Consider the following 25,117-nt stretch of genomic DNA (forward strand, 5'->3'; position numbering starts at 1 on the left):
TTCAGCTTGCTGAACCGGGGTGGGCCGGGAGCGTGACGGACGATGCAGCCCCACCCCGTCTTCGCCTCTGGCTCAGCCACCCCTCCCGCAGCCGGGAGGGGAGAGATGGTTAAATCCAGCCGCCCAGTTCGCGGCGGATCAGGGTTTCGAGCATGTCCATGCCTTCGGTGCTGGCATTGAGACAGGGCAGGTACGCGAACTTTTCGCCGCCCGCGTGCTCGAACTGCTCGCGGCCCTGGATCGCCAGTTCCTCGAGCGTTTCGAGGCAATCGACCGAAAAGCCCGGCGCGATCACCGCGATGCGCTTGACGCCCTTCTTGCCCAGCGCCTCGAGCGTGGCGTCGGTCGCAGGCTCGAGCCATTTGGCGCGGCCGAAGCGCGACTGGAACGAGACGACAAGATTGCGCCCCATCGCCTCGGACAGCAGCCGCGCGGTCTTGCGGCACTGGCAGTGATAGGGATCGCCCAGATGCAGCGTGCGCAGCGGCATGCCGTGGAAGCTTGTGACGATCTCTTCGGGTTCGAAATCGAGCGAGGCGATGGCATGCTCGACATTGCGCTTGAGCGCATCGATATGCGCCGGATCATCGTGATAGGGCGGCAGGGTGCGGATCGCGGGTTGCCAGCGCATCGCCTGCAGCACCTCGAACGCCTTGTCGTTGGCGGTGCCGGTGGTCGCGCCCGAATACTGCGGATAGAGCGGCGCGAGCAGGATGCGATCGCACCCGGCGTCCTTCATCGCCTTGATCCGTGATTCGATCGACGGCTGGCCATAGCGCATCGCGTAATCGGTCAGCACCTTGTCGCCCAGCCGGGTCTTCAGCGCCTCGGCCTGGCGACGCGAGTAGACCGCGAGCGGCGAACCCTGGTCGGTCCAGACCTCGGCATAAGCGGCGGCCGATTTCTGCGGGCGGGTGTTGAGGATCACCCCGCGCAGCAGCGGCTGCCAGACGATCGCGGGGATTTCGACCACGCGCTTGTCGGAGAGGAACTCGCCCAGATAGTCGCGCACCGCCTTGGTGGTGGGGGCCGCCGGGGTGCCTAAGTTGATCAGCAGCACGCCGACGCGCGGCTGCACGATGGCCGGGTGATCGGCGGGCGGGGTCATGCCCGACATCGATATCTCGATCTCGCTCACAGGCCACCTGACAGCAAGGGCAGCTGGCGCAGACGCAGGCCCGTGGCAGAGGCCAGCGCATTGGCGATCGCCGGCGCGACGGCAGGCACGCCGATCTCGCCCAGCCCCGCGGGCGGCTCCTGGCTTTCGATAAAGTCCACGCGGATCTCCGGAATGTCGGCCAGTAGCGGCAAGGAAAGGTCTCTCAAGGTGCGGGCGTCGGGATAGCCGTCGGACCAGCCGGTCGCGCACCCCATTGCCATGGCAAGGCCGAATATCATGCCGCCCTCGATCTGTTGCAAGGCTATGTCGTGATTGATGATGCGTCCGGCATCGACCACCGCCGACAGCCGCTCGACCTGAAAGCCGCTTCGCGCGGCGCTTCCGTCGGCTCCATCACTGGCGCGCGACGCGCTGGCGATGACCGCGATATGCGCGCCGTTCCAGCTGCAGCAGGCCACGCCCTGGCCGCTGTTGTCGAGCCCGCCATCCCATTCGGCCAGCCCCGCCACGCGCGTCAGGCAGTTGGCAAGGCGAATATTCTGCCCCAGCATCTGCACCCGGTAGGACAGAGGCTCGCGGCGGGCGCGGCCTGCGAGTTCGTCGATGAACGATTCGGTGACGAACACGCCATAGCTCGCCGAATTGCCGCGCCAGCGCCCGGTGGGAATATCGATCCGCACCGGATAATGATCGATCGCCAGATTCGCGATGTCATACGGCACCATCGCGCCCGACACCGCCATCAAGTCCGCATCGCCGCTGGTCGCATCGATCGCGGCAGTGCCATGGCTATCGTTGAACAGTCGCCGCGCGAATTCGCGCGCGCTGGGCGGGCAGGCGATCTTGACCGACAGCGCGGTGATATTGGCCTGCGCATCGGTGAGCGCGGCGACGCGCGCGGCGACCGGGGTGCGCACCGGATCGCGCACCGCCTCTTCCTGGCGCGAGCGGATCAGCTGCACCGGGCGGCGAAGGTCGCGCGCCAGCACGGCCGCGGCCGCGACCAGATCGTCATCGAGCCGCCGGTCGAACGATCCGCCTGCGGGCATCGGGTAGATCTGGACATTGGCGGCTGGAATGCCGAGCGCCGCAGCGGCACGGCGGCGCGCGACCTGCGGCGCCTGGCTCGCCACCCACAATTCCAGCCGGTTGTTGGCAAAGCGCGCGGTGACCGCGCCGGTCTCGGGCGTGGCATGCGGCGCGGCGGCGATGGCATAGCGTGCCGCCAGCCCTTTTCCGGCGGTAAAGCCAGCATCCTCCTCGCCCCGCGCGATCAGGCGATAGCCGTTGCGCCCGCCCTTTTCGGGACCATCGAGCGCCTTGTCGAGCAATTCGGCGATGTCATGGCCGCTGCGCCGATTGCCGATATGGCGAAACCGCGGGCGCAGAGTGCGGACCGCCTTGTCGGCCGCCCACCAGCTGGTCGCGACTGCCGCGACCCAATCGTCGCCCTTGAGGATATCGATCAGCCCGGTGATGCCGTCGGCGGGCTTGCGGTCGACGCTGACCAAAGCCACCACGCCCACCGGACCCTGGCGGATCGCGGCATAGACCATGTCGGGCAGGCGGATGTCTCCGGCAAAGCTGGCGCTGCCATCGACCTTGCCGGGCAGATCGAGCCGCGCGAACGGCGGCGCATCGCCAATCGGTTCGGCGCGGACATTGCCGGGCAAGGTGGTGCGCAAGGGTGCAGGATCGGGCACCGGATAATCCACCGCTTCGGCGGCGAGCTCAGCAAAGCGCAGCTTCTCGTTGCCCCACACGACAAAGCCGTCGCGCGTGTCGGTCTCTTCTACCGCCGCGCCCCAGCGGTCCGCCGCCGCCTGGCAGAGCAAGGAACGCGCGGTGGCGGCTGCGGCGCGATAGCCAGGCTCGTAGGCGGTGATCTCGGTATCGCCTGCGGTCACAACAAAATCGCGCATCGTTGCCCAGCGCCGGACCAGGATGTCGTTCTCGTCAGGCTTCAGCCCCAGCACCGGGGGCAGTAACAGGGGTGCCCATTCGCTGGCGAGCTGCGTGTTGGCGAACACCGGTGCGGGCGGCGCGGCTTCCAGCGCGATCGTGCGCCAGTCCGCGCCCAGCTCTTCCGCGACGATCTGCGCCAGCACGGTGCCCACCCCCTGGCCCATTTCGCAGTGCGGGTTGCTGACGATCACCGTGCCGTTTGCAGCGATGCGCAGATATGCGCCGAACACCGCCTCGTCGCCGATCCATGCGGGCGGATTGTCATAGCGACGCGGCCACAGCGCCCACGCAATGGTGAGGCCCGTGCCCGCGGCCGCCGTGACCAGCAGCCCGCGCCGCGTGATCTGCACCATGGCTAGCTTGCCGATCCGAACCGATTGTCGATCCAGGTCGAGATACGCCCAGCGATGGCGGCAAAGCTGTCCGAAATCAGCCCCTCGCCCGATGCCGGCGGAACGCCCGCATCGCTGGACCGGCGGATCACCATGTCGAGCGGAACGCGGCCTAGGAACGGCAGGTTCATCGACTTGGCCGCCGCTTCCGCGCCGCCGATGCCGAACGGATCGGACAATTCGCCGCAATGCGGGCAGACATAGCCCGCCATGTTCTCGATCAGGCCGATGATCGGGACGCTGCCCTGTTCGAACAGGCTGATCGCGCGCACCGCGTCCATCAGCGCCAGATCCTGCGGGGTGGACACGATCACCGCGCCCGCCGGCTTGTGCTTCTGCAGCATCGACAGCTGGACATCGCCGGTGCCCGGGGGCAGGTCGACGATGATGTCGGTGACATCGCCCCAGTGGGCATTGATCAGCTGGTCGAGCGCCTTGCCCGCCATCGGTCCGCGCCACGCAATCGCCTGGCCCTGCGGCACGATATGGCCCATCGAGAGCAGCGGAACGCCATAATCATTGGGCACCGGCACCAGCTTTTCGTCGCGCGCTGTGGGCTTCACATCCTCGCAGTCGAACAGCCGGGGCTGGCTGGGCCCGTAGATATCCGCATCGACCAGCCCGACCTTGCGCCCGGCGCGGTGCAGCGCGACCGCCAGATTGGCCGAGAAGGTCGATTTGCCGACCCCGCCCTTTCCCGATCCGACCGCGATCAGCCGCGGCGGACGGCGTTCGGCGGTCATCGCCACCTGCACCTTGGTCACGCCTTCGAGCTTCAGCAATGTGCCCTTGAGCGCGATTTCCATCCGATCGCGCGCCAGGGAATCGAGCCCGGCGACATCCAGCACCAGCGACACCACGCCGCCTTCGCGCAGCTTGACCGCGCTTGCCCTGCCCTCGCTGGCGGCCGCTGCTGCGGCTGCGATATCGTTCAGCTCTGCCATAAGTCCCCTTAGCGCATAATGCGGCGCACCATCGTCAGGCAAGCCTTGCTGCCCCCACGCCGGCGCCTGCATGCCCTCCGCCTAGACGAAATGCGCGTCCACGCAAAACAGATGCGCATGTAACCCCTGTTTTTTGCGCATTCACGCCCTATAAAGACAGCATGACAAGACTGACCGGCTGGTTTCCCCGCATATTGACGATGGCCAATAATAGCCCCTGGGGCAACGGATCGGGAGGTTCGGGCGGCTCGGGCGATTCCGGCTCCGGCGGCAATGAGGGCGGCGGCCCGCGCAACCCATGGCAACCGGCTGGCAACAGCACGCCGGGCGGTCGCAAGACATCGAACATCGAAGAGCTGTTCAAGCGGCGCGGCGGTGGCGGCGGCGGCTTTGGTGGCGGCGGCTTTGGCGGCCTGCCCAAGCGGCCCAACGGCAAGAGCTATCTGCCGATCGCCATCGGCCTGATCTTCGTGCTGTGGCTGCTCCTCACCAGCATTCACCGTGTCGGCCCGCAAGAGCGCGGCGTCGTCTCGTTCCTGGGATCGTATTCGCGCACGCTGGAACCCGGTATCGCGTTGACCCTGCCCTCGCCGCTCGAATCGTTCGACGCGGTGGATGTGCAGAACATCCGCACCATCGACATTCCCGCCGCCGGCACGCAGGAAAACCTGATCCTGACCGGCGACCAGAACCTGGTCGATCTGGCCTATTCGGTGCGCTGGACGATTAAGGACCCGACGCTCTACCTGTTCCAGCTGGCCGATCCCGAAGCCACGATCCGCGAGGCGGCGGAAGCCGCGATGCGCGCCAGTGTTGCCGAAGTGACGTTGGACGATGCCATCGGCCCCGGCCGCATCGAGGTCGAGCAGAAGGTCGAGCAGCGGATGAAGGAGCTGCTCGACGGCTATCGCTCGGGCATCCAGGTGCAGGGCGTCGCGATCAAGAAGGCCGACCCTCCCGAAGCGGTGAACGAGGCGTTCAAGGCGGTGTCCGCCGCGCAGCAGGAAGCGCAGACCTATCTCAACGAGGCGCGCGCCTATGCCCAGCAGTTGACCGCTGCCGCACAGGGCGAAGCTGCTGCGTTCGACAAGGTGTACGAGGAATATCGCCTCGCGCCCGATGTGACCCGTCGGCGCATGTATTACGAGACCATGGAGCGCGTGCTGTCCAAGCTTGACAAGACGATCATCGAACCGGGCAACGTGACCCCGTATCTGCCGCTCCCCGAGCTGCGCAAGAAGGTGCAGGAAACCCCGCCGCAAACCCCCGCCCAGCAGGGAGGGACACGCTGATGAACAGTCTGATGCAACGCCCGATGCTGCTGCTCGGCCTGCTGGCGCTGGTGCTGATCGTGCTGGCGAGTTCGGTGGCGATCGTGCCCGAAACCAAGCAGGCGGTGATCGTTCGCTTCGGCCAGCCGGTGCGCACCTTCAACGTCTATCGCGAGAATGAGGAGTTCGGCCAGACCGGCGCCGGTCTGATCGCGCGCATTCCGTTTGCCGAGCAGATCGTCTGGATCGACAAGCGCGTCATCGCGGTCGAAATGGAGCAGCAGCAGGTGCTCTCCACCGACCAGCTGCGGCTGGAGGTCGATGCCTATGCCCGCTTCCGCATCGTCGACCCCGAGCGGATGTACGTTTCTGCCGGCAGCGTCGAGCGCGTCGCCGCCGAACTGCGCCCGATCCTGGGCTCGGCCTTGCGCAACGAGCTGGGCAAGCGCCAGTTTGCCGCGCTGCTGAGCCCCGAGCGCGGCGGCATCATGGACCGCATCCAGGCAGGCCTTGACCGGATTGCCGCGCAGTACGGCGCGCAGATCGTCGATGTGCAGATCAAGCGCGCCGACCTGCCGCAGGGCACGCCGCTGCAGAGCGCCTTCCAGCGGATGCGCACCGCGCGCGAGCAGGAAGCCCGCACCATCACCGCGCAGGGTCAAAAGAACGCGCAGATCATCCGGGCAGAGGCCGATGCATCCGCATCGCGTACCTATGCCAACAGCTTCGGCAAGGATGCCTCGTTCTACGAATTCTATCGTGCCATGCAGAGCTATGAGCGGACGTTCCTGGGCGGATCGGGCGAAACCTCGATCATCCTGTCGCCGAACAACGAGTATCTGCGGGAATTCCAGGGTCGGGGAAATCGCTGAATCTGTGCGGCGCGGGTAACGCGCGCCGCACCATTCAATCTGCGTTCAGGCGTGGATTGCAAACCGGAACTGCCATCGTTTGCGCCGCAGATGCGGCGGTCTGGGGCAGGCTGGTGGACGCGTCTTGAGAGATGAAGAGGATATATACGTGCGATATGCCTATGCAGTGACGTCAGCCCTTTTGCTTGGTGGCAGCGCCGTGGTGCTCGCCACCGGCCAGCCGCTCGGCGCACAGGTTGCCCAGAACGACCAGAGCGCGATGATGGCCGCGGCCCCGCGCCCCGGCGCGCCGATGAGCTTTGCCGACCTGACCGAACAGCTGCAACCCGCGGTGGTCAACATCTCCACCCGGCAGCGCGTGCGCGTGCCCAACAATCCCTTTGCCGGAACCCCGTTCGGCGGCCTGTTCGGCGCGCCCGAAGGCGGCGGTGGCGGCACCCGCGAGGCACAGTCGCTGGGATCGGGCTTTATCATCTCGGCTGACGGTTATGTCGTCACCAACAACCACGTGATCGCCGCCGAGGGCAACGCCTCGGTCGAATCGATCACCGTGACCATGCCCGACGGCACCGAATACCCCGCCCGGCTGATCGGCCGCGATCCGCAGTCGGACCTCGCGGTGCTCAAGATCTCGGGCACCAAGCCCTTCCCGTTCGTGCGCTTTGGTGATTCGACCAAGACCCGCGTCGGCGATTGGATCATCGCCATCGGCAACCCGTTCGGCCTTGGCGGCACGGTGACCTCGGGAATCATCTCGGCGGTCTATCGCAACACCGGCCAGGGCGGCGCCTATGACCGCTATCTGCAGACCGATGCCGCGATCAACCGGGGCAATTCGGGCGGCCCGATGTTCGACCTCAACGGCAATGTCATCGGCATCAACAACGCCATCATCTCGCCCACCGGCGGCAGTGTCGGCATCGGCTTTGCGATCCCCGCCGAAGTCGCAGCGCCGATCGTCGAGAAGCTGCGCAGCGGTGCGGCGATCGAGCGCGGCTATCTGGGCATCGGCATCAACCCGCTGACCGACGACCTGGCGGCCTCCCTTGGCCTGCCCAAGAAGCGCGGCGAGTTCGTGCAGCGCGTCGAGCCCGGCGAAGCCGCCGAGAAGGCCGGAATCAAGGCAGGCGACGTCGTGGTCTCGGTCGATGGCAAGGATGTCACCCCCGAGCAGACGCTGTCGTTCATCGTCGCCAACACCGCGCCGGGCAAGCGCATCCCGATCGTGCTGGTCCGCAATGGCGAGCGTTTGACGGTGACCGCCACTGTCGGCAAGCGCCCGAGCGAGGAAGAGCTGGCAGCGCAGAACTTCAACCCGGAAGCCGCCGAAGACTTCTCCGACCAGGACGAGCAGGACAGCGAACAGGCCACCCGCCAGGCACTGGGCATGGCGGTGACTGAACTCACGCCGCAGATCGCGCGTCAGATCGGCGTTCCGCCTGAGCTCAAGGGTGTCGTGGTGGCCGCGGTCGATCCTTCGGGTGATGCTGCCACCAAGGGCATCCGCCGTGGTGACGTGATCCTGTCGATCAACAACCGTCCGGTGGTGACCTCGGCCGATGTCGATCGGGTGATCGCCGAAGCGCGCGCCGCCAACCGCGAGGCCGTGCTGCTGCGCGTCCAGCGTCGCGCCGGCCAGCCGCAGTTCCTGCCGGTGCGCCTGCGCACCAAGTAAGCGCTGCAGCCAGCCAGCAATATCGAACAGGGGCGGTGCCGATGGCGCCGCCCTTTTTCGTATGCGCTGGTTGCAATGCCACAAAATGTCGCCGCGCACGCTTTTCGCAAGCGTCAACTTGTCTTGATTGCGCCGCCTTCCTAGTGTGGCCGCGAAAGCCCTGATTCATGGGCAACACAGGAGACTAAGGATGGCCCGAATCGCGATTGTAACCGGCGGAACACGCGGCATTGGCGAGGCGATCAGCCTGGCTCTGAAGGATGCGGGCGCGCATGTCGTCGCCAGCTATGGCGGCAATGACGATGCCGCGAATGCCTTTGCCGACCGCACCGGAATCGCGGTGCAGAAATGGGATGTCGGCGATCACCAGCAGTGCCTCGATGCCGTCGCCAAGATCGAGACCGATCACGGCCCGGTCGATATCCTGGTCAACAACGCCGGCATCACCCGCGATGCGACGATGATGAAGATGACCTGGGAACAGTGGGACGAGGTGATCCGCGTCGACCTGACCGGCTGCTTCAACATGGCCAAGGCCTGCTTCCCCGGCATGCGCACCCGCGGCTGGGGCCGCATCGTCAATATCGGCTCGGTCAACGGCCAGGGTGGCCAGATCGGCCAGGTCAATTATGCCGCCGCCAAGTCGGGCATCCACGGCTTTACCAAGTCGCTGGCGATGGAAGGCGCGCGCTATGGCGTGACCGCCAACGCGATCGCGCCGGGCTATATCGCCACCGAAATGCTCTCGACCATTCCGCAGAACGTGATGGACAAGATCGTCGCGCAGATTCCGGTCGGACGGCTGGGCCAGGCCGAGGAAATCGCGCGCGGTGTGGTCTTCCTCACCGCCGAGGAAGCCGCCTTCGTCACCGGATCGACGCTGTCGATCAACGGCGGCCAGCATATGTACTGACGAGGTCTCAGGACCTTCTCATGGGGCCGCGCGGGAAATCCCGTTGCGGCCCTTTTGCTGTCAGGGTCTTGGGCTGGCAGGACTTGGGCTGTCAGGACTTAGACTGTCAGGACTTGGCGAACAGCCCCGCGATCAGCCCGCGCTTGCCGCCGCCCGATTTGAGCACATTGCGACGGAACAGCCGCGCCCCGAAGCGGATCAGCAGCAGCACCCACAACGCCTGCCAGCCGAGCGCCAGCAGATGCTGCCACAGCACATCCTGCTGCGACGCGCGCGCCAGCATCGCAAAGGGCGAGCTGAACGGGAACACCACCGCCACCAGCTCGATCGGCTCGCCCAGCCGCGTGACCGAATAGGAGGCGAGGAAGAAGAACAGCAGCTGCCCCATGGTGGCGGGCATCGACAAGGTCTGCACCTCGCGCACCGTGCTCGCCATCGCGCCGATGCCGAGGAACAGCGAGCCGAGCAGCAGATAGGCCATCGCGAAATAGGCGACACCCAGCGCCAGGAACAACGGCCAGCCGGTGGCGGGCGTCGGCAGTGCGGGCAGGCCGTTGGCCGCAAGCAGGATCGCGCCCAATGCCAGCACCGTCCAGCAGGCGATGCCGATCAGCGCCATGCCCAGCATCGCAAACAATTTGCCCAGGAAGATCGCATCGATCGGGACGGCAGCGGCCAGGATCTCGATGATCTTGTTGGTTTTTTCCTCGACCAGATTGGACAGCACCATGCCTGCGAGCAGCATGGTGAGCAGCACCAGCAACGCCTGGCCGACCTGCGCGGTCATCAGCCGCCCCTGCTCCTGCGACCCGGCACTTTGCGCCACGGTGCGCGTATCGAGCGTGGCGGGCGCTGCTGCCCCCCCTGCCCGCGCGCGTTCGACCAGCAGCTCGAGCGGTCCCTTCCAGCGGATGATCTCGCCCTCGGTGCCGATCAGCTGCGGCCTGGCCAGGCTGCCGGTGAGCACGCCGAGAAAGCGGCTGTCATTGCCTGAATCAAGCACGCCTTGCGGGTCATCGGTTTTCACCGCGGCCAGCATCGGCACCCGCGTTTCGCCCAGTTGCTGCGCCAGCGCGGTGCGCGCCTTGAGCACCGCCTGCGTGTCGCCTTCGGCCATCACCAGCGCAAAGCTGGGCCGGTCGATATCGCGCGCCACCTGGCCGCCGATGCTGCCCGCCGCGATACCGATCGCGAGCGGAAAGACCGGCCCCAGCAGGAAGAAGAAGAACGCCTTGGAAAAGATGATCGCGGCAAAATCGCGCCGGGCGATCACCCAGGCCGCGCGCAGAAGTTCAGGCATCGGCGGCCTCCTGCTGATCGGCTTCGAGCTGGCGCGCCGCATCCGCCCCGGCAATGGCGACAAAGGCATCGTGCAGCCCGGGCCGCTCGATCGACAGCGACTGGATCCCCGCCTCCCCCTCGATCAGCGCGCGCAGCAGCGGCTCGACCCCGGTTTCGGGCAGGGTGAAGTGCCAGAAATGGCCCTCGGGTGCGGCGTCGGCGGGCAAAGCCGCGCGCCACGGCCCGTCGAGCGTGCGCGTCTCGAGCCGCACCTGCGGACGCAGCCGGTCGCGCGCGTCCGAGACCGATCCGGTGAACGGCACCTTGCCCCCGGCGATGATCGCGATGCGCTCGCACAAGCGTTCAGCATGCGCGATGACGTGCGTCGAGAAGATCACGGTGACGCCCCGGTCGGCCTGCGCGCGGATCATCCGTTCGAGCTTGGCCTGGTTGAGCGCATCGAGGCCGGAGAACGGCTCGTCGAGCACGATCAGCTCGGGATCGTGTACCAGGGTGCCGAGCAGCTGGACGGTCTGCGCCATGCCCTTGGACAGCGTGCGCACCTCCTTGTCCGCCGCCTTGCCCAGGCCATGCTCCTCGAGCATCGCCCGCCCGCGTTTGCGCCCTTCGGCAAGCGGCAGTCCGCGCAGCGCGCCCATGAAGGCGATCGCGTCATAGGCCTTCATCGAAGGATACAGGCCGCGCTCTTCGGGCAGATAGCCGACGCGCCGTGCAACATCGAGCGGACGGTCGGTGCCCAGCAGGGTGCGCGTCCCCTCGTCGGGGTCGACGATGCCCAGCAGCATCCGCAAGGTGGTGGTCTTTCCTGCGCCATTGGGGCCCAATATGCCGAAGATGCTTCCTGCAGGAACGGTCAGGTCGACGCCGTCGACCGCGCGCTGACGCCCGAATATCTTGACCAGGCCGCGCGCTTCGATGGCATTGGCGGTCACGCGATATCCTTGGGCAAACAGTGTCGATGGAAGGGCCACCGGTATTGGTGGCCGGGCGTTAATCGGGTAGCGGACAAACATGGTTAGCGGCAAGAAAAACCTTGAAGCGGCGATCGCGCAGGAGGCGGCCCGGATGGGCTTTGCCGATTGCGCCATCGCGCCTGCCAGCCTGGGGCCGCAGACAGCCGAGCGGCTGCAGCGCTGGCTGGCAGACGGCTGCCATGGCGACATGCTGTGGATGGAGGCGCGCAGCGACCAGCGCGCCGATCCGCAGGTGCTGTGGAGCGACGTGCGATCGGTGATCATGCTGGGGATGAGCTATGCGCCGGGGCGCGACCCGTTCGCGCTGGCGCAGCATCCCGATCGCGGGCGGATATCGGTTTATGCGCAGGGCGGCGACTATCACAAGACGGTGAAGACCGCGCTCAAGGCACTGGCACGCTGGCTGGTCGAGGCGAGCGACGATGGTCCGGAATCAACGGGGGTCAAGGTGTTCGTCGATACCGCACCGGTGATGGAAAAGCCGCTGGCGATGGCGGCGGGTCTCGGCTGGCAGGGCAAGCACACCAACCTCGTCAGCCGCAGCCACGGCAGCTGGCTGTTCCTCGGCGCGATCTACACCACGCTGGAGCTGCAGCCGAGCGGCAAGGGGCAGGACCGCTGCGGATCATGTACCGCCTGCCAGGATATCTGCCCGACGGACGCGTTCCCCGCGCCCTACCGGCTCGATGCGCGCCGCTGCATCTCGTATCTGACGATCGAGCACGCAGGCCCCATTCCCGCCGACCTCCGCCGCGGGATCGGCAACCATGTCTATGGCTGCGACGATTGCCTCGCGGTGTGTCCGTGGAACAAGTTTGCCGACGCCGCGCACCGCAACCAGGCGTTCCTGCCGCGCGCAGAGCTGGCCGCGCCGTCGCTCGCCGATCTGCTCGCGCTCGACGATGCGCAGTTCCGCGCCGTGTTCGCCGGATCCCCGATCAAGCGCAGCGGCAGGGTGCGGATGGTGCGCAATGCGGCTGTAGCGGCGGGCAATAGCGGCGATATGGCGCTGGTCGCGCCTGTCGTCGCGCTGCTGGACGATGGCGAACCCGTGGTGCGCGGCGCGGCGATATGGGCGCTGGCGCAGCTCGACCCGCCGCGCCTCGCTGCAGAGCGCGCCATGCGCATCGCCTGCGAGCCCGATGCCGGCGTTCTGGCCGAATGGCAGCTTGCCGACGCGCCGCTGCGCGTCTAGGCGCAAAACCCTATGCGCGCCCCTTTCGACCATATCCGCACCTGGATCTTCGATCTCGACAACACGCTCTATCCGGCGGAGACGAACCTGTTCGCGCTGATCGATGTGCGGATGACCGATTATGTCAGCGAGCGGCTGGGGCTGGACCGCGAGGCTGCGCTCAAGGTGCAGAAGGACTATTTCTACCGCTTCGGCACCACCCTGTCCGGGCTGATGCTGGAGCACGGCACCGACCCGCACGAGTTCCTGGACTATGTCCACGACATCGATCTCGATCGGGTGGCCCCCTGCCCCGTCACCTCGGCCGGGCTGGCGCGGCTGCCGGGGCGCAAGCTTATCTTCACCAACGGCGATGTCGATTATGCCGGGCGCGTGCTCGATCGGCTGGAGCTGGCGCATCATTTCGAGGCGATCCACGACATCCACGCCACCGCCTACCAGCCCAAGCCGCACGAGGCGGCCTACACCAGCCTGATTTCGGCGCTCGACATCGATCCTGCCAGCGCGGTGTTTGTCGAGGACATGGCGCGCAATCTCAAGCCTGCCAAGCAGCTGGGCATGACCACGGTGTGGATCAACAACGGATCCGAAGGCGGCACGCACGACGCCGATCACAGCTTTATCGACCATGAAATTCCCGCGCTGGGCGACTGGCTCGCGGCGCTGACACAGGAGACTGCAGGATGACCGATACCCTTCAAAGCCGCATCGAAGCCGCCTGGGATGGCCGTGACAGCCTCGACACCAGCCCCGGCAGCGCCACGGGCAAGGACGTCGCCGAGGCGCTCGCGCTGCTCGACAGCGGCGCAGCACGCGTCGCCGAACCCGATGGCAACGGCGGCTGGCAGGTCAACCAGTGGCTCAAGAAGGCGGTGCTGCTCTCGTTCCGGCTGAACCCGATGGCCGAGATCAGCGGCGGGCCCGGCGGCGCGCACTGGTGGGACAAGGTGCCCAGTAAGTTCGACGGCATGTCGGCAGATGATTTCAAGGCCGCGGGCTTCCGCGCTGTCCCCGGATCGATCGTGCGCCGTGGAGCCTTCATCGCCCGGGACGCGGTGCTGATGCCCAGCTTCGTCAACATCGGCGCCTATGTCGGTGAAGGCACGATGGTCGATACCTGGGTCACCGTGGGCAGCTGCGCGCAGATCGGCCGCAACGTGCATATCTCGGGCGGCGTGGGCATCGGCGGCGTGCTCGAGCCGCTGCAGGCGGGCCCGGTGATCATCGAGGACAACTGCTTCATCGGTGCGCGCTCGGAAGTGGCCGAAGGCGTGATCGTCGGCGAGGGCGCGGTGCTTTCGATGGGTGTATATCTGGGCGCGTCGACCCGGATCGTCGACCGGGCGACCGGCGAAGTGCATTATGGCAAGGTTCCGCCGTACTCGGTGGTTGTCCCCGGCGCGATGCCCGGCAAGCCGCTGCCCGATGGCACGCCCGGCCCGTCGCTCTATTGCGCGGTGATCGTCAAGACAGTGGACGCACAGACGCGTTCGAAGACCGGCATCAACGAGCTGCTGCGCAGCTGACGTCCGAGCATGGTCCCGTCATTCCCGCGAAAGCGGGAATCCCGCTTCTGCCTAGACGGTAGCGCAGTTGCGGGACCCCCGCCTGCGCGGGGGTGACGACAAGGCAGGCTGTCGTGCCATATCGCCCTGGGCTCCGGCTTTCGCCGGAGGACGGATTGGTGATGTCTTCCACTTCGCGGCTTCGCGTGAACTCCCCCACCCCCAGACACGAAAAAGGGCGGCCTGCGCGAAGCAGACCGCCCTTTTTTCCATCCCCGCGACACGAAGCCGCAGGAAAGGCGATTACTTGAGCTCGACGGTACCGCCGGCTGCTTCGATCTTCGCCTTGATGTCTTCGGCTTCAGCCTTGCTGACGCCTTCCTTGATCGCCTTGGGAGCGCTTTCCACCAGGGTCTTCGCTTCGGTCAGGCCGAGCGAGGTGATGGCGCGGACTTCCTTGATGACCTGGATCTTCTTGCCGCCGTCGCCGGTCAGGATCACGTCGAATTCGGTCTGCTCTTCAGCAGCCGGTGCAGCGGCACCGCCAGCGGGTGCAGCAACAGCCACAGCAGCAGCGGCCGAAACGCCCCATGCTTCTTCCAGGGCCTTCGAGAGTTCAGCGGCTTCCAGAACGGTCAGCTTCGAGAGTTCTTCGACCAGGTTTGCGATATCTGCCATTTTAAGTCTCCAGTTCTAAATCATGATAGGTGCCACCTCGACCCACCGGGCGCGACTGCGGCAAAGTTTGAAAAGCTTATGCGTCTTCCTTGGCCGCATAGGCACCGAACACGCGGGCGAGCTGCCCGGCAGGTGCCTGAATGACCTGGACAACCTTGGTTGCCGGGGCATTGACGAGACCAATGATCTTGGCACGCAGTTCGTCGAGCGAGGGCATCGAGGCAAGCGCCTTCACACCTTCGGCATCCAGAACAACGTCGCCCATTGCGCCGCCGACAATCTCAAGCTTTTCATTGTCCTTGGCGAAGTTCACCGCAACCTTGGCTGCCGCGACCGGATCGGCCGAGGTAGCAAGGGCAATCGGACCGGTCAGCAGGTCGGCGATGGACTCATAGGGAGTGCCCACCGCAGCCAGCTTGGCCAGGCGATTCTTGGTGACTTTGTAGCTGGCGCCTTCTGCGCGCATCTTCGTGCGAAGCTCGGTCGACTTGGCAACGGTCAGACCCAGATTACGGGTCACCACCACCACACCGGCTTCACCGAAGGTTGCGTTCAGCGAAGCAACAGCGGCTTTCTTATCAGCACGATCCATGCTGGTCTCCTTCCACATGAGCGCATCGAAAAGCCGCTTGCACGGCCTGCCGGTACGCCCGGTTCATTGCGCAGCGACCTTCCTCCTGACGAGGAAGAACTCTGCAGATCAGTCCGTGGGGGTGTTTGCCGAGCCGTTGCCTCGTCCAGTGCAGGAGAGGCTAAAATGGCAGCGTCTGTCCCGATCAGATCAGGAGCAGTGAAAAACAGTTCCCCGTCTAGGCTGGACATTAAGCGGGGCAAATTCCCCGCACCAACTGTCTCGGACGGCGATCGGTCGAGCCCTGCGGCCGTTCCGGTCAGGGGCGGCACATAGCAGCGATGACCCTGGAGTCAAGCGGTGTCGCACTTTCGGCCCGGCGCAATGGCCATTCCAGTGATCGCAATCACATTGTCTATCATTATGGTTGAGTTATTATCATGCTATCGCCGCGCTCTTGATGATGTCGCGGCGAGCGCTCCTGCGGTCTCCCCGGCAGCGTACACGAAACGAAAGGTGCCACCATGACTGGATTACGTACCCATTCGATGACCAACCCGACAATTCTCACCGTACCCGGGCTCGACAACAGCGGACCTCAGCACTGGCAGACGCTTTGGGAGCGGCAGTGGGTGAACTGCCATCGCGTCGACATGGGCAACTGGCATACGCCCAATCGCAATGCCTGGGTCAATCGGCTGAATCTTGCCATCCGCCAGACCGAAGGTCCGATCGTGCTGGTCGCGCATTCGCTGGGCTGCCACGCCGTCGCCTGGTGGGCGGCGCTGGAGCGTCCCCGCAGCGATGGCCCGGTGGTCGGAGCTTTGTTGGTTGCGCCACCCGAAGTGGACAATGCGCCGATCGACCCGCGCCTCTGTGGCTTTGCCCCCTCCGCCCGGGGGGTACTCCCCTTCCCCAGCCTGCTGGTCAGCAGCCGGGATGATCCTTTTATCACCCCCGACCGCGCCTATCGCCTGGCGAGCTTCTGGGGAGCCGATCATATCGATGCAGGCCGGGCCGGGCACATCAATGCCGAATCGGGTCTGGGCGATTGGCGCTTCGGCCAGCAGTTGCTGGGGCGACTGGTCGATGCGGCAGAAACGACGGGTGAACGCCGACCCGCACCGGCGCAGGGTTGGCGTGCGGACCTGACCCAGTAAAAAGACGGAAAAGGCTGATGCGGGTCAGTCGACCTGCATCACGCTGACATTCTGCTCGACCAGTTCGACGGTGCCGAAAGCGGTGAGGAAAGCGACGTCAAGCGCGTCGCGGCCGACGCCGATCTTCACCATGTCGGCGGCGGTCGCCATGCCCGTGGGGTCGATGAGGTGCCACGCCCCGCCCTCGCCCGACGGATCGGCGAGGAAGACTTCGGCCACGGCATGGAAATCGGGCGGCGACACGCCCGGGGCATAGACGCTGGCAAAGCGCGCGGGGATCGAGCAGGCGCGCGCGAGCACGATCATCACATGCGCATAATCACGGCACACGCCCTGGCGCATCACGAAGCTATCGAGCGCAGTGGTGGTGCCGTCCGAACTGCCCGGCTGATAGACGAAATGCTCGGCGATCCAGTCGCGCATCGCGGCGATTCGCGCGCCTCCGGTGAGCTCGCCGAACTCGGTATCGACGAAGCTGTGGAACTTGGTCGCGGGGCAGTAGTGCGAATCGAACAGATACTGCACCGTCTCGCCCGGCAGCAGGTGCAGCGGCATCTGCGGCAGGGTAGCGACATCGGCAAGATCGCGCAGCACGGTCATCCGCGCGCGGTAATCGATGCTCAGCCGCCCGCTGGTGCGCAGCCAGATGCGATCGCCGATCCCGTCGAGCGCTGCCACGCGCACGAAATGGTCGCACCGCGATGCCTCGATATGCGCCCATTCGATCCGCTGTTCGGGAATGGCGGCGGCCTCCACCTGCAGCAGGATGTCGGTCGGCACATCCATGTCATAGGTCAGCGTGATGTGCAGATCGAGGGTCATGAAGGGTGCTCCGGCGCAGGAAGAAGGGTCTGTCCAAGCCAGACACCAAAAAGGGGCCGAGGTTCCCCCCGGCCCCTCAAATGGGCTTAGCAGCAATTTGTTACGTTCAGCCGGCGTGAACCTGCGACACGTCGACCTTCAGGCCGGGGCCCATCGACGAGCTGACCGAGATCTTGCGCAGATACTTGCCCTTCGAGCCCGAAGGCTTGGCGCGGATGATCGCCTCGACGAACGCATCGAAGTTGGCGCGCAGCGCCTCGTCCGAGAAGCTCGCCTTGCCGATGCCCGAATGGATGATACCGGCCTTTTCGACGCGGAATTCGACCTGGCCGCCCTTGGCAGCCTTGACCGCTTCAGCGACGTTCGGCGTCACGGTGCCCAGCTTGGGGTTCGGCATCAGGCCCTTGGGACCCAGCAGCTTGCCGAGACGACCGACCACACCCATCATGTCGGGGGTGGCGATGATGCGGTCGTAATCGATCTTGCCGTTCTGGATCTCTTCCATCAGGTCTTCGGCGCCTGCGCGCTCGGCGCCAGCGGCCAGAGCCGCCTCAGCCTTGTCACCGCGTGCGAACACGGCGACGCGAACGTCCTTGCCGGTACCCGAGGGCAGCGACACGACACCGCGGACCATCTGGTCGGCATGACGCGGGTCAACGCCCAGGTTCAGCGCAACCTCGATGGTTTCGTCGAACTTCGAGGTCGCCAGTTCCTTGATGGTCTTGATGGCTTCATCCACGCCGTACAGCTTTTCAGCGTCGAGCTTGGCGGCGAGGGCCTTTGCCTTCTTGGTCACTTTTGCCATGATACTCAGCCCTCCACCACTTCAAGGCCCATCGACGTCGCCGAGCCTTCGATAATCTTCGTTGCCGCTTCAATGTCGTTGGCATTGAGGTCGGCCATCTTCGCCTGGGCGATTTCCGCCAGCTGCGAACGCTTGATGGTTCCGGCGCTTTCCTTGCCGGGCAGCTTGGAGCCGCTCTTCAGGTTGGCAGCCTTCTTGATCAGATAGCTGGCAGGCGGGGTCTTGGTGACGAACGTGAAGCTGCGGTCACCATAAACGGTGATCACGGTCGGAAGGGGCGTACCCTTTTCCATTTCCTGCGTGGCAGCGTTGAACTGCTTGCAGAATTCCATGATGTTCACGCCGCGCTGACCCAGAGCCGGGCCGATCGGCGGAGAGGGGTTTGCAGAGCCGGCAGGCACCTGCAGCTTGATATAGCCTTCAATCTTCTTGGCCACGATGGCACTCCTTCATTCTATCGGGCGGTTGCCCTCAAATTAAGCGGTCAAACAGCTGGTTTGAGGCCAGCCTCCCGCACTTTTTATCCTCACCCGCAACAGGAGAGGGTAAAACTCACTTTGCCAGTTCGACATGCTCGAAATCGAGATCGACGGGCGTGGCACGACCGAAGATCGAGACCGAGACTTTGACGCGGGCCTTGTCGAAATCGAGCTCCTCGACGATGCCGTTGAAGCTCGCGAACGGACCTTCGAGCACCTTGACCGAATCGCCGATTTCGTAATCGACGTCGATGCGGGCGCGCGGTGCGTTGGCGGCTTCTTCCTTGGTGTTCAGGATGCGCGCAGCCTCGGCATCGCTGATCGCCTGCGGCTTGCCGTTGGGGCCCAGGAAGCCAGTGACCTTGGGCGTGTTCTTGACGACGTGATAGACGTCATCGGTCATCGCCAGCTTGGCCAGGACATAGCCGGGGAAGAACTTGCGCTCGGTCTGCACCTTCTTGCCGCGACGCACTTCGGTCACGGTTTCGGTAGGCACCTCGACCTGTTCGACCAGAGCCGACAGGCCCATGCGCTCGGCATCGGCGAGAATCGCGTCGCGGACCTTGTTCTCAAAGCCGGAATAAGCGTGAATGATGTACCAGCGCGACATTCAACTCTCTTTCAACAAGCAGGGGGCGCGATCACGCCAGCGTGAGCAGCCATTTGACGATGGCACCAAAGACCGAATCGACGGCCAGGAAGAAGATCGCCAGGATCGTCATCAGGATGAACACCATGATCGCGGTGGTCACGGTTTCCTGACGGGTCGGCCAGACAACCTTCGATGCCTCAGTCTTAACCTGATTCACGAATTCGCCGGGACTGGTCTTCTTCCGTTCGGTGGCCATGGCCTTCAACTTTCCTGTTTCCGATTTACGGGCGCATCTGCTGTTGCAGGCACATCGCCGCCAGCCTTGCCCGGCTGAAACACGATATATGCACCCTGTCGGAGAAAGACAGCCCCATAACCGCGCAAGTCCGCAGAAGCAAGGGGATTCAATGGGGGGCAACTCCCCCGGATGGGGAGTGTCACGTGGTGGCCGCTGGCAGGAGTGGAGGGACTCGAACCCCCGGCATTCGGTTTTGGAGACCGACGCTCTACCAGCTGAGCTACACTCCTGTGCGGGCAGGCCGTCGCCATTAGCGGCTGCGCAGGCAGTGCGCAAGCATTGCTGTGCGGTTTTGCACCCGCCAGACGCACAACGGGGTGACCGCTGGCCCATGAACCGCACCGCAAGGGCACCATCATGGGGGCGATCACCCCGTATGTGTTCAAAGCCGGTGTGCGCCAAACCCCGGAAGGCAGCGGCGCAACAGCCAGATCAGCGCTTCGAGAACTGGAAGCTCTTGCGCGCCTTGGCCTTGCCGTACTTCTTGCGCTCGACGGCGCGGCTGTCGCGGGTCAGGAACCCTGCCGACTTGACCGTGCTGCGCAGCGCGGGTTCGAACTTGCTCAGCGCCTGGCTGATGCCGTGCTTGACGGCGCCGGCCTGGCCCGAAAGACCACCACCCTTGACGGTGCAGATGACATCATACTGGCCCTTGCGGTCGGTGATGTCGAACACCTGGTTGATCACCAGACGCAGGGTCGGACGTGCGAAATACACTTCCTGGTCGCGCTTGTTGATGATGATCTTGCCGGTGCCGGGCTTCAGCCACACGCGAGCCACGGCGTCCTTGCGGCGACCGGTGGCATAGGCACGGCCCTGCTTGTCCAGTTCCTGCTCGCGCAGCGGCGCGTTGGAAACCTTGACCGCGGGTGCGCCCGGGGTTTCGATGTCGGCGGCGATGTCCTTGAGGTCGGACAGGGATTGCACGGTATCAGACATTATGCACCCACCTTGTTCTTGCGGTTGAGCGAGGCAACATCGAGCACTTCAGGCTGCTGGCCTGCGTGCGGATGTTCGGTTCCGGTGAAGAGGTGCAGGTTGCGCATCTGCTGGCGACCCAGCGGACCACGGGGAACCATGCGCTCGACAGCCTTTTCCAGCACGCGCTCGGGGAAGCGGCCGTCCAGCACCTTGGCGGCGGTCACTTCCTTGATGCCACCGATGTAACCGGTGTGCTTGTAATAGACCTTGTTGGCGCGCTTGTTGCCCGTCAGCTGAACCTTGCCCGCGTTGATGACGATGACATGGTCACCGCAATCGACATGGGGGGTGTAGCTGGGCTTGTGCTTGCCACGCAGCAGGTTGGCGATGATCACCGCAACGCGGCCAACCACCAGTCCGTCGGCATCGATAATATGCCACTTCTTTTCCACTTCAGCCGGCTTGATCGACTTGGTGGTCTTGAGCAAAGCCTTCATGGCCTTCAACCTTCCAAAACGTCACCCGCTTCAGAACCGGACCCTCATGGGGCAGGCCTGCGATCGGCTGACAGCGTTTCTTGATACGACAGGCCAGCAGATGCAGCGCCTGAGCGAAGCGCGGCTAATGACGATGGAGGGTGATTTAGTCAAGCAAATTGGGGCGATTTGCAAGAGGTATCAAGATACCACCATAATTATCGCGCGTCCGGCATGCTCTCCAGACGGAAGGATTCGCGCGCATGGCGGGCCGTCCCTGCCACGGTGGTGACGGTGTGCCGGTCGAACCGCGTGACCAGCCCGGTCGTGCGCGACAGCGTGATCGCATCTGTCACCGCCAGCCCGGATGTCCCTTCGCGCACCGATTCGTGCGTAGCCGAAAGCTGCAGCGCATCGCCCGATTCGCGCAGCACGCGATAGATGGTGCCGCCAGCCGCCTCGACCTGCCCGCTGGTGCACGGCCGCCCGGCCAGCATCACCGGTCGTTCCAGCCGCGCCCGCTGCAGCTCCAGCCGCTCTGCCGGGGGCAACGCCGCGAGCCGGTCGAGCAGCGCATGGATCTGGGCTCGCTGCGCCGCGGGGCGGGCATCCAGCGCCGGATCGGCGCGCAGGCGGCCGATCGCCGCTGCCAGCCGCCCGGCGGATTCGGGCGATTCGCTGATGCCCAGCACCGCGCCGCTCTCGTCGAGCGTGACATCGAACGACTCGCCCGCCACGCTGCGCTCCTGCAGCTCGAGCAGCCGCAGCAGCGCAGGCGGGCCATCGGATCGCTCCTGCAGCTGCTGCCAGTGCAGCCGGTAACCGCGCCCGGCCCTGGAAAAGGTCAGCCGGTAGCTCGATTCATGCACGAACAGGCCATCGGCCAGCTCGCGCTCAATACGGCGCTGCACGACCATCGGCGCATCCAGCGGCGGCGCGAAGGTCAGGACGGGAGCAGGGCAGGGGGCGGTGGCAGCGCCGGGGGTGGCGAGCAGCAGGACCGCCGCCCAGACCATCAATCGGTGGCCAGGGTCTGGCCCAGCACCCACGAGCGGAAGCTGGGCGGGCAATATTCGACCGGCAGCACCAGCACCGCCGGCTCGTCATAGCTGTGCAGATGGACGATCCGCGCGACCAGCGCCTTGCACTGAGGCAGCGCGGTCTTGAACAGCACCGGCACCTCGGGCTGCTCGGCGAGTTCGCCCTCCCAATGATAGATCGAGAGCGACGGCGACAGCACATTGGCACAGGCGGCCAGCTGTTCGCGCACGATGGTGCGAGCGATCGTCCGCGCCTCTTCCTCGTCGGAGAAGGGGCAATAGACCAGACGGATGTCGCTGGTCTCGCTGACCGAATCGCCGATCATGCAGCGCGGGAATCCCGTGCCGGACCCTGGCCCAGCCGATGCGCCCCCCAGGCTACGGTGGCGACGAGGATCGCGCCCACGGCCTGGTGCAGCACTGCGAGGTTGAGATCGACGCTGGTCATGACCGTGGCGATTCCCAGCAGCACCTGCACGCCAAAGGCGCTGTGGATGGCCAGCGACGCGCGCCGATCGACCTTGCGCACCGCGCGCGCCATCACCACCAGGGCCGCGACCGCCGCAAAGGCCCACCAGCGGTGGAGGAAGTGCAGCAGGAAGGGATCATAGGTCAGCGCGTGGATCACGCCGTTCGACCAGTCGACGTCGACCGGGACGAACGATCCGTTCATCAGCGGCCAGCTGTTGGCCGCATAGCCCGCGTTCAGCCCGGCGACCCACGCGCCCAGCAGCAGCTGCACGAACAGCACGACAATCGTTGCAAAGGCGAGCCCGGTCATCCGCGCCGGACGGGCAGCGGGATCGCGCGCGAGCGCCTTGAGGTCGAGCGCGGTCCACACCAGTCCGGCCATGATGAACAGCGCGTTGAGCAGGTGCACCGCGAGGCGGAAATGGCTGACGTCGGTCCGCTCCGACAGGCCCGAGGCGACCATCCACCAGCCGATCGCGCCCTGCAGCCCGCCGAGCGCGAACAGCGCGGTCAGTCGCCAGCCATAGCCTTGCGGAATCGCGCGACGGATCGCGAACCAGGCGAAGGGCAAGGCGAACGCGACCCCGACCAGTCGCCCCAGCAGGCGGTGCACATATTCCCAGAAATAGATGTTCTTGAACTCGGCCAGCGTCATGCCAGCGTTGACCTCGGTATATTCCGGGATCAGCTTGTACTTCTCGAACTCCGCCACCCAGGCCGCTTCGCTGAGCGGCGGCAGTGTCCCGGTGACCACATTCCATTCGGTGATCGACAGGCCCGATTCAGTCAGCCGGGTGATCCCGCCGACCACCACCATGCAGAACACCAGCAGCGCGACGCCAAAAAGCCACAGGGCAATGGCATCGGGCGCGGTGCGACGCTGCGGTGGCAGGGTGGAAGGATGGGCTTGCGAAAGGCTGGTCATGGCCTGCTGCATTTCGGATGGCGCACCCTGGCTTGCAAGGGGTTTTTTGCGGCGCACCCGGCGATGTTTCTCCCGGGCCATAGTTATCGCCGATTGCGCAATGATATCATATCACCTATATGCGCGGCATGTTGTCTCGTATCACCCGGTCCGGCCAGCTCGATTCGGCCGCGATTGCGCTGTCGGCGCTGTGCATGGTGCATTGCGCTGCAGGCATCTGGCTGGTCGCCGGATTCGCCTCGCTAAGCGGGCTGTTCCTTTCCCCCTGGGTCCACGAGATCGGCTTCGTGCTGGCCGCGATCATGGCCGCGCTGGCACTGGGCCATGGCCTCCGGCGGCATGGTGCACGGCTGCCGCTGGCGATCGGTGTGGTCGGCATCGGAGCGATGCTCGCTGCGATGACGGTTCCGCACGGCGGCGCGTTCGAATACAGCCTGACCCTGGTGGGCGTGGCAACACTCAGCATCGCGCATCTGCTCAACTATCGCGCCGCAAGGCAGCGTTAAACCGAAGCCCGGTTGCAACATTGGGGCTTGCCCTTGCCCCGCGATCCGCGCCAAGAGTCGCGGCCTATGAACAGCACCGCTCCCCACACCTCCGCCCAGATCAGCATCCATATCAATGGCGAACCCCGCCGTGTTACCGCCGCGCAAAGCATTGCCGCGCTTGTCGGGACCTTGGGGTTGGACCCCGCGAAGGTCGCGGTGGAGCGCAATCTGGAGATCGTGCCGCGCTCGACACTGGGCGACGTGCTTGTCCAGGACGGTGATCGGCTGGAAATCGTCCATTTTGTCGGCGGCGGCGACCATGCGCCGGCTGATGACAGCTGGACCGTGGCCGGCCACACCTTCCGATCGCGGCTGATCGTCGGCACCGGCAAGTACAAGGACTTTGCGCAGAACGCAGCCGCGGTCGAGGCCTCGGGCGCCGAGATCGTCACTGTCGCCGTCCGCCGGGTCAATGTGTCCGATCCCAATGCCCCGATGCTGACCGATTTCATCGATCCCAAGAAGATCACCTATCTGCCCAACACCGCAGGCTGCTTCACCGGCGAGGATGCGATCCGCACCCTGCGGCTGGCGCGCGAGGCGGGCGGTTGGGATCTGGTCAAGCTCGAGGTGCTGGGCGAGGCCAAGACCTTGTACCCCGACATGCACGAGACACTGCGCGCGACCGAGATCCTGGCCAAGGAGGGCTTCAAGCCGATGGTCTATTGCGTCGATGACCCGATCGGCGCCAAGCGGCTGGAAGATGCAGGCGCGGTGGCGATCATGCCGCTGGGCGCGCCGATCGGATCGGGCCTGGGCATCCAGAACCGCGTCACCATCCGGCTGATCATCGAAAACGCCAAGGTGCCGGTGCTGGTCGACGCCGGTGTCGGCACAGCCTCCGACGCTGCAATCGCGATGGAGCTGGGCTGCGACGGCGTGCTGATGAACACCGCGATCGCCGAGGCCAGGGATCCGATCCGCATGGCACGCGCGATGCGGCTGGCGGTGGAAGCGGGGCGCGATGCCTATCTTGCCGGGCGCATGGGGACGCGCAAATATGCCGATCCCTCCAGCCCGCTTGCCGGACTGATTTGACCGCGTTCCACGTGGAACCACATCGGGGCGCCTTCCGGCTCTCGGAGCGCCCGCCCGATGCCATGACCTTTCCGTAGCGTCACTGCGGAAAGAAGTTACCGATTCGATGACAGTTTCTTTGCACTTGTAACACTCGTCGATACCGCTCTGTCGTTCGTCGACAGC

Annotated in this window: 27 protein-coding genes and 1 tRNA gene; 10 read left to right on the forward strand and 18 right to left on the reverse strand. The window is 65.3% G+C overall.

Going from position 1 to position 25,117, the window contains the following annotated elements:
* Positions 1-109 precede the first annotated feature (109 nt).
* The 3 genes from hemH to LI72_RS15240 are packed head-to-tail and all read right to left on the reverse strand — an operon-like array spanning position 110 to position 4,220.
* Positions 110-1,108 (reverse strand): ferrochelatase, encoded by a 999-nt coding sequence (gene hemH / locus LI72_RS15230; protein WP_033926931.1) that lies wholly within the window; start codon positions 1,106-1,108, stop codon positions 110-112.
* Positions 1,109-1,134: 26 nt separating this feature from the next.
* Complete coding sequence (locus LI72_RS15235) at positions 1,135-3,438, reverse strand: molybdopterin cofactor-binding domain-containing protein (protein ID WP_052129965.1); 2,304 nt, start codon at positions 3,436-3,438, stop codon at positions 1,135-1,137.
* 2 nt (positions 3,439-3,440) lie between these two features.
* A complete protein-coding gene (locus LI72_RS15240) occupies positions 3,441-4,220 on the reverse strand; it encodes an Mrp/NBP35 family ATP-binding protein (protein WP_231562500.1) in 780 nt (259 codons plus the stop codon).
* 362 nt (positions 4,221-4,582) lie between these two features.
* Here LI72_RS15240 and hflK point away from each other — a divergent pair, with 362 nt between their 5' ends.
* From hflK to phbB, 4 genes are all read left to right on the forward strand, one after another.
* Entirely contained in the window at positions 4,583-5,713 is a 1,131-nt protein-coding gene (hflK, locus tag LI72_RS15245) for a protease modulator HflK (protein WP_033926804.1), read from the forward strand.
* A 23-nt stretch (positions 5,714-5,736) separates the two neighbouring features.
* Positions 5,737-6,564, forward strand: coding sequence for a protease modulator HflC (hflC, locus tag LI72_RS15250; RefSeq protein WP_443018129.1), 828 nt, complete (start codon positions 5,737-5,739; stop codon positions 6,562-6,564).
* Between the two features lie 148 nt (positions 6,565-6,712).
* Entirely contained in the window at positions 6,713-8,239 is a 1,527-nt protein-coding gene (locus LI72_RS15255; RefSeq protein WP_197051933.1) for a Do family serine endopeptidase, read from the forward strand.
* A gap of 190 nt (positions 8,240-8,429) precedes the next feature.
* A complete protein-coding gene (gene phbB, locus LI72_RS15260; RefSeq protein WP_033926806.1) occupies positions 8,430-9,152 on the forward strand; it encodes an acetoacetyl-CoA reductase in 723 nt (240 codons plus the stop codon).
* Positions 9,153-9,258: 106 nt separating this feature from the next.
* Here the strand turns inward: phbB and LI72_RS15265 are convergent, their stop codons facing one another.
* Together LI72_RS15265 and LI72_RS15270 are read right to left on the reverse strand one after the other, a co-directional pair.
* Positions 9,259-10,452 carry an ABC transporter permease gene (locus tag LI72_RS15265; protein ID WP_033926934.1) on the reverse strand — a complete coding sequence of 398 codons (1,194 nt, stop codon included), beginning with the start codon at positions 10,450-10,452 and terminating at the stop codon, positions 9,259-9,261.
* Positions 10,445-11,386 (reverse strand): ABC transporter ATP-binding protein, encoded by a 942-nt coding sequence (locus LI72_RS15270; RefSeq protein ID WP_081985074.1) that lies wholly within the window; start codon positions 11,384-11,386, stop codon positions 10,445-10,447. Before LI72_RS15270 ends, LI72_RS15265 begins: the two co-directional genes overlap by 8 nt.
* 79 nt (positions 11,387-11,465) lie before the next feature.
* On the opposite strand from LI72_RS15270, the gene queG reads away from it, so the two are divergent.
* Genes queG through dapD form a run of 3 tightly spaced genes read left to right on the forward strand, consistent with a single transcriptional unit; the run spans position 11,466 to position 14,149 of the window.
* On the forward strand, positions 11,466-12,623 hold the full coding sequence (gene queG / locus LI72_RS15275) for a tRNA epoxyqueuosine(34) reductase QueG (RefSeq protein WP_033926807.1): 1,158 nt from the start codon (positions 11,466-11,468) through the stop codon (positions 12,621-12,623).
* Positions 12,624-12,635: 12 nt separating this feature from the next.
* The gene (locus LI72_RS15280) at positions 12,636-13,310 is read left to right on the forward strand and encodes a pyrimidine 5'-nucleotidase (protein ID WP_033926808.1); all 675 of its coding nucleotides are present in this window, start codon (positions 12,636-12,638) and stop codon (positions 13,308-13,310) included.
* A complete protein-coding gene (gene dapD, locus LI72_RS15285; protein WP_033926809.1) occupies positions 13,307-14,149 on the forward strand; it encodes a 2,3,4,5-tetrahydropyridine-2,6-dicarboxylate N-succinyltransferase in 843 nt (280 codons plus the stop codon). Before LI72_RS15280 ends, dapD begins: the two co-directional genes overlap by 4 nt.
* 282 nt (positions 14,150-14,431) lie before the next feature.
* Here the strand turns inward: dapD and rplL are convergent, their stop codons facing one another.
* Both rplL and rplJ read right to left on the reverse strand, forming a co-directional pair.
* Positions 14,432-14,806 (reverse strand): 50S ribosomal protein L7/L12, encoded by a 375-nt coding sequence (gene rplL / locus LI72_RS15290; protein ID WP_033926810.1) that lies wholly within the window; start codon positions 14,804-14,806, stop codon positions 14,432-14,434.
* A 76-nt stretch (positions 14,807-14,882) separates the two neighbouring features.
* The gene (rplJ, locus tag LI72_RS15295; RefSeq protein WP_033926936.1) at positions 14,883-15,398 is read right to left on the reverse strand and encodes a 50S ribosomal protein L10; all 516 of its coding nucleotides are present in this window, start codon (positions 15,396-15,398) and stop codon (positions 14,883-14,885) included.
* Between the two features lie 503 nt (positions 15,399-15,901).
* On the opposite strand from rplJ, the gene LI72_RS15300 reads away from it, so the two are divergent.
* Positions 15,902-16,537 (forward strand): RBBP9/YdeN family alpha/beta hydrolase, encoded by a 636-nt coding sequence (locus tag LI72_RS15300; RefSeq protein WP_033926811.1) that lies wholly within the window; start codon positions 15,902-15,904, stop codon positions 16,535-16,537.
* 24 nt (positions 16,538-16,561) lie between these two features.
* On the opposite strand, the gene LI72_RS15305 is transcribed toward LI72_RS15300, so the two are convergent.
* From LI72_RS15305 to LI72_RS15355, 11 genes are all read right to left on the reverse strand, one after another.
* Positions 16,562-17,359, reverse strand: coding sequence for a transglutaminase-like domain-containing protein (locus LI72_RS15305; protein ID WP_033926812.1), 798 nt, complete (start codon positions 17,357-17,359; stop codon positions 16,562-16,564).
* 106 nt (positions 17,360-17,465) lie between these two features.
* A complete protein-coding gene (gene rplA / locus LI72_RS15310) occupies positions 17,466-18,164 on the reverse strand; it encodes a 50S ribosomal protein L1 (protein ID WP_033926813.1) in 699 nt (232 codons plus the stop codon).
* A 5-nt stretch (positions 18,165-18,169) separates the two neighbouring features.
* Positions 18,170-18,601, reverse strand: a complete 432-nt coding sequence (gene rplK, locus LI72_RS15315; protein ID WP_033926814.1) for a 50S ribosomal protein L11 — start codon at positions 18,599-18,601, stop codon at positions 18,170-18,172.
* A 115-nt stretch (positions 18,602-18,716) separates the two neighbouring features.
* The gene (gene nusG, locus LI72_RS15320) at positions 18,717-19,253 is read right to left on the reverse strand and encodes a transcription termination/antitermination protein NusG (protein ID WP_017671657.1); all 537 of its coding nucleotides are present in this window, start codon (positions 19,251-19,253) and stop codon (positions 18,717-18,719) included.
* Positions 19,254-19,284: 31 nt separating this feature from the next.
* Entirely contained in the window at positions 19,285-19,491 is a 207-nt protein-coding gene (gene secE / locus LI72_RS15325) for a preprotein translocase subunit SecE (RefSeq protein WP_033926815.1), read from the reverse strand.
* A 196-nt stretch (positions 19,492-19,687) separates the two neighbouring features.
* Positions 19,688-19,763 (reverse strand) — tRNA-Trp (locus tag LI72_RS15330).
* A gap of 202 nt (positions 19,764-19,965) precedes the next feature.
* Positions 19,966-20,472 carry a 30S ribosomal protein S9 gene (rpsI, locus tag LI72_RS18725; protein WP_037478071.1) on the reverse strand — a complete coding sequence of 169 codons (507 nt, stop codon included), beginning with the start codon at positions 20,470-20,472 and terminating at the stop codon, positions 19,966-19,968.
* Positions 20,472-20,951, reverse strand: a complete 480-nt coding sequence (gene rplM, locus LI72_RS15340) for a 50S ribosomal protein L13 (protein ID WP_033926816.1) — start codon at positions 20,949-20,951, stop codon at positions 20,472-20,474. The genes rpsI and rplM overlap by 1 nt, the downstream gene beginning before the upstream one ends.
* A 197-nt stretch (positions 20,952-21,148) precedes the next feature.
* Positions 21,149-21,946 (reverse strand): hypothetical protein, encoded by a 798-nt coding sequence (locus LI72_RS15345; RefSeq protein ID WP_033926817.1) that lies wholly within the window; start codon positions 21,944-21,946, stop codon positions 21,149-21,151.
* Positions 21,946-22,296: a divalent-cation tolerance protein CutA gene (gene cutA / locus LI72_RS15350; protein ID WP_033926818.1), complete on the reverse strand. Its 351-nt coding sequence runs from the start codon at positions 22,294-22,296 to the stop codon at positions 21,946-21,948. The genes LI72_RS15345 and cutA overlap by 1 nt, the downstream gene beginning before the upstream one ends.
* On the reverse strand, positions 22,293-23,378 hold the full coding sequence (locus LI72_RS15355; protein WP_443018126.1) for a COX15/CtaA family protein: 1,086 nt from the start codon (positions 23,376-23,378) through the stop codon (positions 22,293-22,295). The genes cutA and LI72_RS15355 overlap by 4 nt, the downstream gene beginning before the upstream one ends.
* A gap of 116 nt (positions 23,379-23,494) precedes the next feature.
* On the opposite strand from LI72_RS15355, the gene LI72_RS15360 reads away from it, so the two are divergent.
* Together LI72_RS15360 and thiS are read left to right on the forward strand one after the other, a co-directional pair.
* Positions 23,495-23,872 carry a MerC domain-containing protein gene (locus LI72_RS15360; RefSeq protein ID WP_231562493.1) on the forward strand — a complete coding sequence of 126 codons (378 nt, stop codon included), beginning with the start codon at positions 23,495-23,497 and terminating at the stop codon, positions 23,870-23,872.
* 66 nt (positions 23,873-23,938) lie between these two features.
* On the forward strand, positions 23,939-24,952 hold the full coding sequence (gene thiS / locus LI72_RS15365) for a sulfur carrier protein ThiS (protein WP_081985076.1): 1,014 nt from the start codon (positions 23,939-23,941) through the stop codon (positions 24,950-24,952).
* The last annotated feature ends 165 nt before the right edge of the window (positions 24,953-25,117 follow it).

Source organism: Sphingomonas sp. 35-24ZXX, from assembly GCF_000786215.1.
Lineage (GTDB): Bacteria > Pseudomonadota > Alphaproteobacteria > Sphingomonadales > Sphingomonadaceae > Blastomonas.

Excerpts from the sequence above, each read along its gene's own strand:
- rplJ (WP_033926936.1), bottom strand. The coding sequence starts at position 15,398 with ATGGATCGTGCTGATAAGAAAGCCGCTGTTGCTTCGCTGAACGCAACC.
- LI72_RS15360 (WP_231562493.1), top strand. The coding sequence starts at position 23,495 with ATGTTGTCTCGTATCACCCGGTCCGGCCAGCTCGATTCGGCCGCGATT.
- LI72_RS15305 (WP_033926812.1), bottom strand. The coding sequence starts at position 17,359 with ATGACCCTCGATCTGCACATCACGCTGACCTATGACATGGATGTGCCG.
- hflC (WP_443018129.1), top strand. The coding sequence starts at position 5,737 with ATGCTGCTGCTCGGCCTGCTGGCGCTGGTGCTGATCGTGCTGGCGAGT.
- phbB (WP_033926806.1), top strand. The coding sequence starts at position 8,430 with ATGGCCCGAATCGCGATTGTAACCGGCGGAACACGCGGCATTGGCGAG.
- LI72_RS15300 (WP_033926811.1), top strand. The coding sequence starts at position 15,902 with ATGACTGGATTACGTACCCATTCGATGACCAACCCGACAATTCTCACC.
- LI72_RS15345 (WP_033926817.1), bottom strand. The coding sequence starts at position 21,946 with ATGGTCTGGGCGGCGGTCCTGCTGCTCGCCACCCCCGGCGCTGCCACC.
- rplM (WP_033926816.1), bottom strand. The coding sequence starts at position 20,951 with ATGAAGGCTTTGCTCAAGACCACCAAGTCGATCAAGCCGGCTGAAGTG.
- LI72_RS15240 (WP_231562500.1), bottom strand. The coding sequence starts at position 4,220 with ATGACCGCCGAACGCCGTCCGCCGCGGCTGATCGCGGTCGGATCGGGA.
- rplA (WP_033926813.1), bottom strand. The coding sequence starts at position 18,164 with ATGGCAAAAGTGACCAAGAAGGCAAAGGCCCTCGCCGCCAAGCTCGAC.
- nusG (WP_017671657.1), bottom strand. The coding sequence starts at position 19,253 with ATGTCGCGCTGGTACATCATTCACGCTTATTCCGGCTTTGAGAACAAG.
- rpsI (WP_037478071.1), bottom strand. The coding sequence starts at position 20,472 with ATGTCTGATACCGTGCAATCCCTGTCCGACCTCAAGGACATCGCCGCC.
- LI72_RS15265 (WP_033926934.1), bottom strand. The coding sequence starts at position 10,452 with ATGCCTGAACTTCTGCGCGCGGCCTGGGTGATCGCCCGGCGCGATTTT.
- secE (WP_033926815.1), bottom strand. The coding sequence starts at position 19,491 with ATGGCCACCGAACGGAAGAAGACCAGTCCCGGCGAATTCGTGAATCAG.
- dapD (WP_033926809.1), top strand. The coding sequence starts at position 13,307 with ATGACCGATACCCTTCAAAGCCGCATCGAAGCCGCCTGGGATGGCCGT.
- thiS (WP_081985076.1), top strand. The coding sequence starts at position 23,939 with ATGAACAGCACCGCTCCCCACACCTCCGCCCAGATCAGCATCCATATC.
- queG (WP_033926807.1), top strand. The coding sequence starts at position 11,466 with ATGGTTAGCGGCAAGAAAAACCTTGAAGCGGCGATCGCGCAGGAGGCG.
- LI72_RS15280 (WP_033926808.1), top strand. The coding sequence starts at position 12,636 with ATGCGCGCCCCTTTCGACCATATCCGCACCTGGATCTTCGATCTCGAC.
- LI72_RS15235 (WP_052129965.1), bottom strand. The coding sequence starts at position 3,438 with ATGGTGCAGATCACGCGGCGCGGGCTGCTGGTCACGGCGGCCGCGGGC.
- LI72_RS15355 (WP_443018126.1), bottom strand. The coding sequence starts at position 23,378 with ATGCAGCAGGCCATGACCAGCCTTTCGCAAGCCCATCCTTCCACCCTG.
- hflK (WP_033926804.1), top strand. The coding sequence starts at position 4,583 with ATGACAAGACTGACCGGCTGGTTTCCCCGCATATTGACGATGGCCAAT.
- rplL (WP_033926810.1), bottom strand. The coding sequence starts at position 14,806 with ATGGCAGATATCGCAAACCTGGTCGAAGAACTCTCGAAGCTGACCGTT.
- hemH (WP_033926931.1), bottom strand. The coding sequence starts at position 1,108 with ATGACCCCGCCCGCCGATCACCCGGCCATCGTGCAGCCGCGCGTCGGC.
- cutA (WP_033926818.1), bottom strand. The coding sequence starts at position 22,296 with ATGATCGGCGATTCGGTCAGCGAGACCAGCGACATCCGTCTGGTCTAT.